The 13535-nt window shown below is 46.9% G+C and carries 10 protein-coding genes and 1 pseudogene; 5 read left to right on the top strand and 6 right to left on the bottom strand.

Annotated elements, in window-relative coordinates; genetic code table 11:
- Positions 1 to 323: 323 nt before the first annotated feature.
- Together JOE34_RS13275 and JOE34_RS13270 are read right to left on the bottom strand one after the other, a co-directional pair.
- A complete protein-coding gene (locus JOE34_RS13275) occupies positions 324 to 920 on the bottom strand; it encodes a cytochrome b (RefSeq protein ID WP_003434345.1) in 597 nt (198 codons plus the stop codon).
- 33 nt (positions 921 to 953) lie between these two features.
- Entirely contained in the window at positions 954 to 1550 is a 597-nt protein-coding gene (locus JOE34_RS13270; RefSeq protein WP_003434343.1) for a TetR/AcrR family transcriptional regulator, read from the bottom strand.
- A 148-nt stretch (positions 1551 to 1698) separates the two neighbouring features.
- Between JOE34_RS13270 and JOE34_RS13265 the strand changes: the two genes are divergently transcribed.
- From JOE34_RS13265 to JOE34_RS13245, 5 genes and pseudogenes are all read left to right on the top strand, one after another.
- Complete coding sequence (locus JOE34_RS13265; RefSeq protein WP_010421739.1) at positions 1699 to 2910, top strand: multidrug effflux MFS transporter; 1212 nt, start codon at positions 1699 to 1701, stop codon at positions 2908 to 2910.
- Positions 2911 to 3181: 271 nt separating this feature from the next.
- A complete protein-coding gene (locus tag JOE34_RS13260; RefSeq protein ID WP_209995911.1) occupies positions 3182 to 3418 on the top strand; it encodes a hypothetical protein in 237 nt (78 codons plus the stop codon).
- A 260-nt stretch (positions 3419 to 3678) separates the two neighbouring features.
- A complete protein-coding gene (locus JOE34_RS13255) occupies positions 3679 to 4362 on the top strand; it encodes a response regulator transcription factor (protein ID WP_003314561.1) in 684 nt (227 codons plus the stop codon).
- Complete coding sequence (locus tag JOE34_RS13250; RefSeq protein ID WP_209995909.1) at positions 4359 to 5699, top strand: ATP-binding protein; 1341 nt, start codon at positions 4359 to 4361, stop codon at positions 5697 to 5699. Before JOE34_RS13255 ends, JOE34_RS13250 begins: the two co-directional genes overlap by 4 nt.
- Positions 5700 to 5776: 77 nt before the next feature.
- Positions 5777 to 6243: pseudogene (locus JOE34_RS13245) on the top strand (hypothetical protein).
- Positions 6244 to 6274: 31 nt separating this feature from the next.
- Here JOE34_RS13245 and JOE34_RS13240 read toward each other — a convergent pair.
- The 4 genes from JOE34_RS13240 to JOE34_RS13225 are packed head-to-tail and all read right to left on the bottom strand — an operon-like array spanning position 6275 to position 13513.
- Positions 6275 to 8362 carry an AIPR family protein gene (locus JOE34_RS13240; protein ID WP_209995907.1) on the bottom strand — a complete coding sequence of 696 codons (2088 nt, stop codon included), beginning with the start codon at positions 8360 to 8362 and terminating at the stop codon, positions 6275 to 6277.
- Between the two features lie 15 nt (positions 8363 to 8377).
- Complete coding sequence (locus tag JOE34_RS13235; RefSeq protein WP_245227150.1) at positions 8378 to 9325, bottom strand: PD-(D/E)XK motif protein; 948 nt, start codon at positions 9323 to 9325, stop codon at positions 8378 to 8380.
- Positions 9318 to 12050, bottom strand: a complete 2733-nt coding sequence (locus tag JOE34_RS13230; RefSeq protein ID WP_209995903.1) for a Z1 domain-containing protein — start codon at positions 12048 to 12050, stop codon at positions 9318 to 9320. The genes JOE34_RS13235 and JOE34_RS13230 overlap by 8 nt, the downstream gene beginning before the upstream one ends.
- A complete protein-coding gene (locus tag JOE34_RS13225) occupies positions 12047 to 13513 on the bottom strand; it encodes an ATP-binding protein (RefSeq protein ID WP_209995901.1) in 1467 nt (488 codons plus the stop codon). Before JOE34_RS13225 ends, JOE34_RS13230 begins: the two co-directional genes overlap by 4 nt.
- Positions 13514 to 13535 lie beyond the last annotated feature (22 nt).

Genomic DNA, 13535 nt, shown 5'->3' with positions numbered 1-13535 from the left:
GTTGACACTTACAAAGAGAAAAACAGAAATGAGGGCTTGTCCCGTATTACCAGTACACCCCTCCCGCATTCAATAAACCGTTTTCGCTTCATTTGCCAAGGCAAAACGCGGGCATATCACCTTATCTGGAGGCGCGGGACTGATCGATAGACGCGGGGTTTGAACTTTGCTCTAGGCGCTGCTCGATTGGCTGGCCAGTCAACAATTAACATGGAACAAAGGAGATAGTAGACTAATGACTCCTGCCCCTCTGTCAGAGGCAGGATTTAAACATCAATTCCTTAATTTGGAAGCGTTCTCCACGCTTGCCGGGCTCCCACAGCTCATGACGCTTTAGGTAGGCTTGACCAAGGCAGCATACGTCTCAAAACACTGTCGCGACGTACCAGATGATGGAAGAGCGCAGCTAACACATGCAGGCTCACCACGACCCAGGCAACCCACTTCCCAAGGAAATGATGAACAGTATCTATCGGAGCCTCAAACGCTTCATAGCTTAAACTGAATGTGACACTGAACCAGGCGAATAGCTTGGTTTCATTGAAGCCTGTCATGCTGAACAGTCCGAAGTCCGTAGGTGCCCCCGTGCCCAAGTAGCCCGTTAGCGGCATCGCAATCATCAGACCATAGAGTCCCCCGTGCGCAACGTGCGCGAGTATGTGTTCCAACGCCGAACCGGGCGGGTTATCCGGCTGCATGTCCAGCAATCGCCATAGCAACCTGGGCAACACTAGAAAACCGACTAGCAGGCCAAGCACCCAATGAATATTGAGCACTGGCAAAGACTCCGGAGAGGTGTCATCCATGAACCAGATAACGTAATAGACGACGATGTAAGCCGCGATAAATGAAGCCGCGCTCGTCCAGTGAAAAAATTTGGCAAGGCCACCAAAACAGGTCGCGCTATTGCGCCATTGCATAGTAGGTATTCCTGAAAAGTGAGGTGGCAGCGGTTAGCTATTAAGCAGACCGCTTAGTAGCCGTTCCAAGCCTTCAAGTGCTTGGGCCAAACGTGCCTCAATGTCGCCATCAGGTTCTGCGATCCAGAACGATGCTTCGGTGACAGCGCCATAGATCATTCGGGCTGTCACGGTTGTGTGCAGCGGTGCCACGACACCTTCGGCAATCAGTCCGTCGAGCGCGGCTTGCAGTGCGGCAATGCCCAATGACTGAGCGGCTTGCGGAACATCACCGAAGATGGCACGTGCATCCTGCAAGATAATCCGGCGGATTTCCGGCTCCAGTGCCAGTTCAAGATAGGCGCGACAACGTCGACGGAATGCTTCCCACGGAGAAGGTGCCGCATCCGAAATTGCCTGAAGGCGTTCGCCCACTTCGGTCTCGATCTGCTCGATGACTGCGAGTAGCAATCCTTCCTTATTGCCAAAATGGTGATAGATCGCCCCCCTCGTCAGACTGACTTCGGCGGTGAAATCATCCATTGAAGTATGGGCGAAGCCCTGGCTGGCAAATGCCTGCCGGGCGGCTGCTACCAGCTTGGCGCGAGTTTGCTCAATCATTCCGGCGCGCGTACGGCGTTGTTGCTGCATAAAAGCATCCTTTTTAGCTCACATACGCCGCGTACGCTAATTGACATACCTCTCGAATGTCAATACGATTTGATTTGGCATGCGTAACGTATGTGAATTCTCTTTGATGCGTTGCAAGTGCATCCTGAAGGTACGAGTCGGTCAAATTATGGATACCCCACAGCACACCGTCGGCTTCAAGGCAGCAGCCTCTCTGGCCTTGATCACAATACTTGGGCCCTCGGCCATCGATATGTACTTGGCGGCCATGCCCCAGATGACCAAGGACCTGAATACCGACTACGCCACCATGCAGCTGACGTTGACGGTGTTTTTATTGGCAATGGGCGCGGGACAGCTCGTGTTCGGGCCGGTTATCGACGCGCTAGGCCGCCGACGCCCTTTGCTGGCGGGCCTGGCGGCGTTCATCCTGGCTTCGTTATGGGCATCCTTAAGCGAGTCGATGGGCGCCATGCTGCTCGCTCGATTCTTTCAGGGGCTGTCTGTTGCGCTGGTGCTCGTTATCGCCATGAGCTCGGTGCGCGACCTCTCCAGCGGCATTCGTGCCACGCAGCTTTTCGCTCTGCTCGTGACCATACAGGGTGCCGCCCCGATACTCGCACCGGCATTCGGCGGCATCATCAATGTGCACTTCGGATGGCGAGCCGTGATGCTGGCGCTGGCCATTGTCGGTGTGTTGGCTTTGTTAAACTCCAGTGTTTGCCTACCGGAAACCTTAGCCAGAGAAAAGCGCACGCCGTTCAGGCCTGCCAGTGTGTTCGGCACCTATCGGCGTCTTGTTGCGGATAAGCGATTTATCCTTCCTGCTCTGGCCCTTTCATCCGTGTTTTTCTTTTTGTTTGGCTACGTCGGTGGTGCATCTTTTGTGTACCAAAGTGGCTACGCCTTGCGTTCAGACATCTTCGGCTTTGTATTCGGCGGCACGGGCGTGGCTATGATGTTGGGTGCAATGACCGGTAGCCGTTTGGCCAGCAGATGCTCGGCGAGCCTGATGGCACTGCTTGGAGTTGCCATGATGAGCGGCGGTTCAGCGCTGGCACTGCTCGCCGTGTACGTAGGTGCAGATCTTTATGGCATCGTCCCAGCGCTATTCATCGCTGTTTTCGGTTTTGGGATCGCCGAACCATCACTCATGTCCATTGCGATGGCCTCACAAGAACGAGCGTTAGGTGCCACTGCCGCTTTATTAGGTGCCAGCACGCACATTCTAGGTTCGCTTGCTACACCGTTGGCCGGCTCACTCGCACAGATCGGCGCGCATGCATGGTTGGCTTTGCTGCTTGCGGCTGCGTTGGTGAGCCTTGCTCTTGTTTTCATTAGTGTCCGTAGCGTGAGCAACAACGTCATACCCGTACATTAACGATGTGCGCTCGCTTACAGGGTGAGTTGTTGTCGGCATTTACAAGAGCAGATGTTTAGCCATTCTTTTGCATAGCAAATCCGCCCTTTATAAAGACGGCTGTAGGTTACAGGCGGCGCGAGGGCGCTGAACGACAGGAATAATCGTATACGTCTGTATTTTTTGTAATTTTTAGTCGCTCTTAATACTGGGTTAATCGAGGTGCATTAAATTATAGCTCATCCAAGCAGACGGATTAGCTCTGCAAACCTGCCCCGAGAGGAATGTATTAATGAAAACGCCGACACTGGTTTTGGCTTCGTTTCTTAGTCTGTGCTGCTGCGCCACTTTTGCTCAAGACGGCGCTGATATGTTGCAAAAACGCCAAGAAGCTAGAGCGCTTGAGCGTCAGCAAGCACGTGAGAAACTTGCGGGGCCTGAAGACAAAAAGCACAACGATAAATCGGCTGTCACCTCATCAGTCAAACACAAAGATGTGTCAAAAGCCGAGGAAAAGCCAATCCATTGAAAAATGCTTTCCACTGTCTAAGCCGACGCACTGATGTTGATGAGGGCTTGAATATTTAAAGTGATTGAAGATAACACTCAAGCTGTTTTTTTGGGGCGGATGATATGAACATAGCTGTATCAATCATCCGCCTGTTGAGAAATAAACGCTCAGTCAGAGAGGCAATCTGCAACATCAGGCATAGTTATTTTTCGTGAACGCAGACCGTAGCGACTCCAATGCGTTCTATGTGTAATTCTTTCCTCCATTAGGGTCCAACAATGCACGTGCTGCTTTGTGAAGATGACGAGCTTATTGCCAGTGGCATCGTCGCTGGTTTACATGCTCAAGGCCTTAACCTTGACCGTGTTGGCTCAGCCTCTGCGGCTCATGCGATCTTAGATGCGGCGCAGTTTGACGTGATGATTCTTGATCTGGGGTTGCCCGATGAAGACGGTATCAGCCTTTTGAGATCCTTACGAAGTCGAGGGCATAACATCCCGGTGTTGATTTTGACCGCACGTGATGACGTGGATGATCGGGTCAAGGGGCTCCACGCTGGAGCTGATGACTACATGGTAAAGCCATTCGACCTTAGGGAACTCTTTGCTCGATTACATACGTTGGTTCGTCGCGTTGCAGGACGAACGGTAAACCACATCGAACATGGCATTCTCACTTACGACCCCAGTACGCGGGAAACCTGGCTATCTGGCACTGCCATAGACCTTTCGCGTCGTGAACAAGCAGTGCTTTTGGCCCTCCTGAACAATCCAGGGCGTGTTCTCTCGCTTGAGCAACTAAAAGATAGCGTGTACGGGTTCACTGATGAGGTCGAGAGCAATGCACTTAATGTCCATATTTTTCATCTAAGGCGCAAATTGGGAGGGCAAATCATCGAGACGGTTAGAGGCTCAGGGTATCGACTAGGCGTTGCCTCTTCACTCCAGAGTTGCTGTTCATGAGCCTGCGTTTACGCTTAAGTCTGATACTGGGTGTTGCTTTTGTCGCGGTCTGGACACTCGCTGCGACCTGGATGTTCCAAGATGTACGTAGCCAAATGATGTACTCACTGGATCAGCGACTTGTGGCATCAGCACGAATGGTTGCGGGTTTGGTCGCCCAGTTGCCTCAACCTTTGTCCAGCAAAGATCACGGGGCTCATTTCAGCGCCGATCAGTTGGGCATCCCCGATGGCATGGCGTGTGAGGTCAGTTCGTTACGCGGGGAAATTTTGGCAAGTAACCGCAGCAATACTGGCACTGTCATCGCCAGTCCCAGCGGTGGTTTTTATGACCAAGTGATTGATGGAGAGCATTGGAGAAGTTTCACGCTTGTGCAGGACGACGTTCGCATCACGACGGCTGACCGCGAGCAAGAGCGTGAGCAACTGAATCACTCTGTCCTGCTATCAGCGTCAATGCCAGTATTGGTAGCGCTTTTGTCCTGCGTCGCAACGCTTTGGTTGGGAATAGGTAAGGGCCTGGCGCCACTCAATCGTATGCGCGACGAATTGAGAAAGCGCAACATCGACTCCCTTGAACCACTGCACCTTCAGATGCTTCCTTGTGAGTTAAAGCCTTTGCTGGAAACTCAAAATCACTTGTTGATGCGTATCAGCCGGGCAATCGAGCGTGAACGCCGCCTGACGGGTGATGCAGCACATGAATTACGTAGTCCATTGACGGCCATTAAAACCCATCTGCAGGTTGCGCAAATGACTTCAGGGGAAGCGCAGTGCTTGGCGTTGAGCCGAGCCGAGCAAGGTACTGATCGTCTGCATAGCACGCTTGAGCAATTGCTTCTGTTGGCCAGGGTTGAAGGCAGTCTGTCATTTGATGATGGAAGTCAATGCGGTGTCGAACAGGTCGTTTCGTTAGCTGTTCAGGATGCAACGTCCAGCACAGAGCGGATAGTTCAGACCTTTCAGTTTGTAAGACCCTTGGCGTGCCTGGATATGCCGGCCGTACTTGCCGTGGCTGCGCTTCGCAACCTACTTGATAATGCGCTGCGCCACAGCCCAGCAAATACGCAGGTGGTCGTTAGCGTGACCGACGATAGCGGGTTCGCGTTGGTGACGGTTAAGAACGTGAGCGTTGAGATGTCACAAGATAATATTCATCTCCTGACTGAGCGATTTTGGCGCGGTAGTTCAAGTACTGGCTGCGGTCTCGGCCTCGCCATCGTGCAAGCTATAGTCGAGAGATGCGGGTGCACAATAAAATTCACAACCACCAGTCAGTATTTCGAGGTGGCGCTAGGCATGCCTTTGGTACCCGCCAAAGGGGAAAGTTACGAATAGCGCTGTCTGACACGTGGAGTGGTCTAATGATTCCGGGCACTCTTTTAGGCAAGAATATCGCCAGATAGAGGTCTCTTATGACCAGACAACGCCGTACCTTCTCCGCTGAATTCAAATGCAAGGCCGGAGGCTCAATCAGGTTATAGCAATATCGAAGCCTCACGCTCACTTGGGTTGGTCGAGTCTGCGCTGCGTCGCTGGTGTGCCCATGAGCCAATCGAGTTGCTGTGCGAAGTGTTCGAGATACCTCGCTCGTGATACTACGACCATTGCATGCGACGCCAGGCTCCAGACCCGAGCGGGATCGTCTACTCAGCGGGGTCGATGAACTCGAAGCGCAGCCGGCAAAAGCAGTATCGTGTCGATATTGCAGGAAGATGGCGAGAAAATCGGTCGGTTCAACATGACGGCCCGAGAGGTTCAGCAGGATATCCTTCATTATCGGATGCGTCGTTATAGCTGGATTCGGCCGTGCCAGTTCAATGATGGACTGGCGCCCGCTCAGTACGAGAAAAACTTTAACATCGTGTCCAAGATCATTTGATCAATACAATAATCTTTACCATTACAAAAAATCACATAGCAATGAATCCTTCATTGATCATCGCATCACGGATTTTCCATATCTCTATACATTGCTTCTCAGTGGGCAACTTCTTAGGTATTTGAGAAGCTATCAACAAAAGACTTTTTTGTTTAGGCGTTAGATGGTTATGCTTACCTCCCCAATTAAGCATGCGACTCCATTCCGCGCCAGGCACACTAGCAACCTGAATCTGAATTTCAATCCCATCATCGGTTTTTTGAGTTTTTCTGGATTTCTTACCTTCATCAACTACCGAACTCACATCAACAAGCTTTTCATAGAAGTCGTTTTTAAACGGTATATCAAGCAGTTTAACCTGCTCCCAACAGGCTTGTGTTTTAGCCCATTCAGTCACGTTATCTTTAGGTCGCTCAGAATCAGTTAAAACTTCAAAAACACATTTAGCAACTACTACGAGCTGACTGACAAGCCATTCTGGAACGCATTGCAGATCCCAAATCGCACGAAGATCTAACTGCTTCCCTAACGCTTGTTCGGATATCATATTATGCAGCTTGGCAACCGTATAAGTCACAATGTTAGCTCTGTAACCTCCTTGGTACCAAGGTTGCTGGCTTACAAGTGCCTCTAACCTTTTAAATATTATAGCCAACGAAACAAGCGAGCGAAAATAATCTTCATTGTAATTTTTTCCATCATTAGACCAGAGCTTAGAAATAACATCTGCAAAAAGCATGAAGTTCTTTTGAGCCCCCATACTTACTTTATGAGGCATTTCTCGCCAACTATTTTCATATTTGGCCACGTCAGTTTTATTAAACAACTGTGATTTGGGATTTTGAATAAGAAACTGATTTTTTTGGGCAGCTGTAAGCTTAGCTTGCTCATTCGCAAACTGTCCACGGGCACGTTCATAGAACCAGTGCGTGCCATGCTGAGCCCCACCGATAGGGGAAGTAAAAATACGGCGAGAAAACTCCTCCAGTCGGATGTGATAGGGGTGATTTGAAAAAAAATCAGCGTCACTTACCTTATTCTGACTGTTGGCATATCTAGCGATTTCCGGCGTGAGCATACCAATCCGCTCGGGAGAGAGAATTGACAACTTCATCTGGACCATTACGTTAGAAAGATCAGCAAAATCCTTCTTTCCTGAAGATCCACGCTTTGCATAGGCGAGCGAAGCGGTAGTTTGCCCACCATTAACGATCTGTAGATTAGTAACATTTGTTATACGTAATCCCGCTGGGGTCTCTTGGATTACGACGTTTTCAGCAGTAGCGGCTATACCGTTATTGAAAGCAAAAAACATTTCCGGACGATGACGTATAGTATTTTGTATAGCAGAATTCACTTTACCTTTGGTGCTTAGAAAAGTCCGAACATTACCCTCTAACAATCTACTACCGTACTTATCATAGATATCCGCCAAAGAATCTCCAGATATCATACACAGATAAGCATCATACTCGTCGCCGGACTGGACTGCGGCTAGAAATGGCAGGCCAGGGCTATCGGCGGTACAAAAATCCACAGAAAGCTCATCTCGTCCAGTAGCGGACACGTACGCAGAATGAAAGCGAGCTATGTCCCAGATATGCAGCTCCACAGGAACATCTTTAACTTCTTCTTCAAACCAATCCTTCTGTCTACTTTTTGAAACCCTATCAGTAACAAAATAAAATTTATATCTTGTAATCTTTGAATGCCAATCCATCAAGTCACAAGCCAGACCGTATCCAGGATTACTCTCATCAACTGATCCGTCAGTTAAAGATCCATTCAGAGCCTCCTCTAAATAGGAGCGAAGTTGTTCAAAAGCACGTTTTACGTCTTGAGTAACGAATGTTCCCATTTCGTCATCATTAAAGAACTCAGCCACCATTAAAGTTAGAGAACTATCAGCATCATCGTAATAGTAGCCATCTACACGTAGCTTTCTCTTTTTGATGCCTACACCCTCAAAACGGCAACTCTCAAAAGAAAAAAACTCCTCAGCATCTATAAGACGATCACCGCATTCATCAACAAACACTGCACGAATAAAATCTCTCGTTGATTCAGCTCTGGCCCTAACTGTTTCGATAAACTCTCGATGAAAGTCTTCCAAATTCATTATCTACTCTCCAGCTCAGGCGACAGAGACTTTGAAAGTCTCACACAGCGAAATATCCAGCTTATACCTTGTTTCACTAATGCCATTTGGCAGCATCGCCTTGGTGATACAAGGAAATCCTAGGCCTACGCTATAACTAGAAACCTCCCTTACAACAAGGTTTATTTCATCATACTCAGAGCGCTCTATATACCCTGCCCTGAATAGTGCTTTATCAAACATAACTCTCGAATCATAAGAAGCTTTGATTGATGCCCTAAGCTTTTTCACTAAAGAGTTCAATGTAAAGGCACCTACAGACATAGTGGAACAGTTAGCTACTTCATATACAACTAGTACTATTTCTCGTACTGACGAGTCGAGTTGTCGCTCCGACGAAATAAATATATCAGAAATACCTGGTCGCAAAGTTTTTACTTCCCATGCGATAGTGTCCATCTGAAAGTCTTGATCAGCCAAGTAAGGCCCAACCCAACTTGCTACAGATAAGCTACAACCATAGATTTCGGTTAAATCGTGCAGATATAATAATTCACCGCATAGACCTCTGATTTCTGACTCCGACAAAAGACCTAAATCACCTCTTTCGAAAAGTAACCGCCAACTAGCCAATCTCTGCAAGACAAACCCTAACGCTTCTTCTACGTTAGGAATATCACGTGATGACTCTATTAAGTCGCTACATAGCAAAGAGAATATTTCAAGTAGAGCAATATCTTCGAGCATCAGGAATAATGACCAGCGGCCGTCATCACGTGCCACGCACTTCACTCGTACCAGTTTCAAGTCGCTCTGAAAATCCGGTCGACTATTACAGATCAAGAGTAACGTGTGCCTGCCATCTTTGTCGAAACCAAGATAAAAGTCCAGTGAGTGGGAAGCGTCTACCCTACTGAAGCCGGCGCCTGATTTTTCCGAAGAACCCGACGAAGTTGAACTCCAAAGAAACACTGAGTTATTCATCGTCTTGGTCATCCTCATCCTCATCGTCTGACTCAATGCTAGAAGTATCCCCTGAAAGTATATTTCTCAGCTCAACAAGGTTGATCCTATAAGCAATTCGATGACTTGCCATGTCTAGTTCGGGAAAACTGAGGCCGATCGCTACCAATGCGCCGCATCCTTGGGGAGTAAAAGATGTAGCGTTACTATCGGTGCTTTTTGAATTTATCAGATGGAGAAGCAATAACGGCCTTTGGCGAACCGCAGTATATTTACTACCTGGAACAGTCTTTGATTTATTCCTAGAGTCCGAACGAAATAAAGCTTCTACACTTTCAATCTCTGACGAAGTTAATCCTATTTTTTCATCAGCAGCAGAACCGACTCGTAATTTGCTACCATTAATCAACAAAGCGCGGATGGATTCGTCTTCAGTTATATTGCGTCGTCTTGGTTTTACAGTGAGCCCAGGGACAAAATTATAACTATCAACTTCTCCACTAGGGATCGCGACCTCCCATTTTCTAAGCTTATCATCGTCAGACTTCTCAATAAAATCAGCTAAACTCGAGGTTTGCAGTTTTACGCTTAAAGGATGATTTACAAACGATCTCAAAAATTTCACTATGAGCGCTTTTGAAACTCCGTACCAGATGGGAAACTTTGCCTCCTCCCGTACATTATTACTCATAACTTCAAGCACAAAACTTTGTGCAGCTTTATAATTACCAATGAGAATGGCAGGATCTTTTAGCAGCCTAGGCGACTCTAAACTCTCTTGAGAAATAGATATTGTTTGTACGATTTCATCAGTGTAACGCATCTTGTTTTTTGCGGTGATCAGTAGCGACTCAGGATGGGATCTGACTTTCAGTCCAAAATCTATTGGTTTAAGCCGAGAGATCTGCATCCGTCTGACCTCTCCTCTAAGCTCATCAGTAGCTTGAGATATATGAGAGTAGAAATCAAAGGTTTCATTGGACATCCATATCTTAAATAGGTCTTCGTATCCTGTTCTATACCCGAACCATCTCCCCATCTGGAGCAGAGCATCGTACATCTGCGTACCACGGAAGAAGTAACTAATACAAAGTCCTTCAAGAGTCAACCCCCTAGCAAGACTATTCCCACCTACAGCAACTACCCTTAATCCATACTCTTTATAAGATGAGTAATCCAAGCTTGCAGGACCACTTTTCTGATTGACTGCTACGACCTGTATAGGCAAATTAGCTGCAGTCAATCCGGCTTGAATTTTAGCCCAAGGTATGTTTAGACCGCTGTAGAATTTACTGTAACAAGCGTGTAACTTTCGAATAGAGTCATTACGTAATGCTTCTGTTGTTGAAAGCGAGGCATAGTTTCTTATGTCAGACTGCATCAGTCTAACCTCATGATCCAAGATATCTCTAATTTGGTTCTGAACATGCGTGAAGTGACTAACATTTACCAGCATTGATCTGTGCTTAGGCGTTCCAGGACGAAGATCCATAATCGTGTTTATTATAAAAAAACACGACACCGCTTCAAGCATACTGTCAGGGACAGCATCGATGACACTGTCAGAAGACATCCCCTTTGGAAAATACTCTTCCGCATCCCAAATAGGCTCAACACACTTTAAATCTGCATTATCACCAAATATCCGATGTGCGCCTACATAGTTGGATGGCGCATCTAATGCATATATGAAGTCTCTTGGAAAGAGATCATCGCCCTCCATTTCGGTTGTAGTATCTGGATTTATGAAGACATTAGCAAAAGGAGTTGCAGTAAAGCCTACATAACTGGAGCGCGGAAAAACCTTAAGTAAGCCCCTGATACCCGAATTAATCGCGGTAGCTTTTTTGGGGTTAGTATTAATAGATGCGTTATCAGCTTCATCATCTATAAGCAAAAGCGGCAAATCTATATTGCCAGATCCACTAGCATTAAAGGTGACTAACCAGTCAGCAAGATTCTCCAATATTCTTTTATTCTTTTTAACTACCAGAAGAACAGGCTCTTTATAGTCTTTAAGCTTGAAACCCAACTGATTTACAGTTGCGGCTTTGAAATCTCCAACGGTAGATGTAAAAACGCCTGCGGACCTGGCAGCATCGATAAGCCCAACACCAATTTCTTTACGATGACGCTTTCGATTATTTACAACACCAGAACTATCCAAGCCTACGAAACCTGAATCAAGCCGTTCTTGAGTCTGTCTCCTCAGACTTTCTAACGTTCCAGTGAGCAAAATAACAAGTTTGTACCCTGCATCCGCAGCCTTACATATCAACCCAGTATAGTTTGAAGTTTTACCGGACTGAACATCGCCCATCACCAGCCCCCGACGAGGCCACCCAACAGAATCTTTGGGATTACCTAATAAGTCCAGTATCTCATCAGTAACCTTGTCTAAAGAGCTGACAACTTTTGGCCCCCAACCCTGCTTGAGCAGATCAGCTTGGTAACGCTCCCAATAGAAAGGATCAATGTCAGCCTTTCGCGCTCGTAGCCAAGGGTTATGCTCATCATAAACGTAGCTGCCTAAGCCCATATCCAAAGTTAGAGCAACATGTAATCTTTTTATAACGTTTTCGAATTCGAAATCTGAAACTGCGTATATAGGTATCGCTCTCAAGCAGGTCGCAAGCTCAAGAATCTCAAGCTCAGTAGGAATACCATCAACTGTTAATGCAGTAATAACACCCAACTCTAATCTGCGACCATTAGGTGACAACTGATATCTGGCATCACTGCTCATAATTCATATTCCTTTACAATATCTTTAGTTAAATTTGGATGTAAACTGAATGGCTCAAGCAAATGCAAAGTCGACAACAGCCTAGAACGTGCATCAGAATTTTTAGGCAGTTGGGAAAAAAGATTTCCAACTAGCTCTCTCAATCGCTCCATCGATTCATCATCGTTAAATCCAGAGCGAATATCTCCTGCCATTTGCGAATACAAAGCTTCCGCTGGAAACGAATTCTCAATCACACTCAACAACAAATCAAATAACGGAACATTAGATGCTTCCAAGCTATTCCTATATTCAACAATCATCGGATACTCACGATTTATATCGTAACGCACCCCTCCTCTAGCAATAACCTCATGCCAGACGGGAGACGTCTTTGAGCCTTCAACCTTCCTGCCCTTAAATTTAATAGTTCTACCACTGGCCTCTCTGATTCTTTCTACTGTCCTCTTCAGATTAATTCTTACCGCTTCAGGAGGATGCGCAGCGGACTTTTTTATATCCAATGTCCACAAATAATCTAATGAATTTGGGATATCGACTCTGACTCGAGCCAGCTTACTCAGCTCATCTTTTTTCGCCAGTCGAAACCAAGTACCCCATATAATAAGCCTTTTATTCCGGTAAATATAAAAGCCCTGCTGCGCTTTTATTCCTTCACTTCTCCCAGCATGAAGTACTTCTGAAGAAGACATTTTGTTAACGTGCGGCAATATATAAGGCTTTACCGAAACCCGTTGCCCCGAAATTGTAAAGTTATCTTCATCTAACACCTGAGTTGCTTTATGATCGGCCCAGAAAGGATCTATCGCCTGTAAGGGAGCACCATTCAAAAAAACGCTCAAGCGCTGTTTTGTGTGATAACTTGAAATAAACCTGTGAAACACCAAAGAAAGATGGTCTCGCACATATAGCATTTTTTCGCCTAGGGCAGACTCAACAGACCTTTCGCCTACAACCAAATTATCTAGATTCTGCCAAAGCACGACAGTACCAGAATCTTGTTTGCTCAGCTCATCGTAATGCGGAAGAACTTCATAATCCGCGGGGTCAAGAGCCAGCATTACCCAATTACCCTTATCGATTACAACGTCTAGATCCCAACAAAATGCACTTACGCACCCTTCATGTTTTGAAACTACAGTCAGACGCCTGCATTGAGACAGGGATGAAGTCTTAAGACCCAGCCCGTACCGACCCATATCATCAGACTTTCGCTCATAGATAGGACTCGTGCTTCCATGTCTCATCGCATTGTGAAGGACGTCGGAAGACATTCCAATGCCATCGTCGATCAACGCTACATAAGGATCGTCATATGGCCTAAATTCAATATTTATAGTTTTAGCTTGCGCTGAAATACTGTTGTCTATCAGATCTGCCAAAGCAGATTCCAATGTATAGCCAATAGACCGCATGGATTCGAGAAGTGATGCTGCATTAGGCGGGTTATCAATCTCTCTCATAACCAGTGCGCCAAATAAAATG

This window comes from Pseudomonas sp. PvP028, assembly GCF_017832255.1.
Taxonomy (GTDB): Bacteria; Pseudomonadota; Gammaproteobacteria; order Pseudomonadales; family Pseudomonadaceae; genus Aquipseudomonas; species Aquipseudomonas syringae.
The sequence above is the reverse complement of the archived record's forward strand: the minus strand, read 5'-3'. Positions and strand labels throughout refer to the sequence as shown.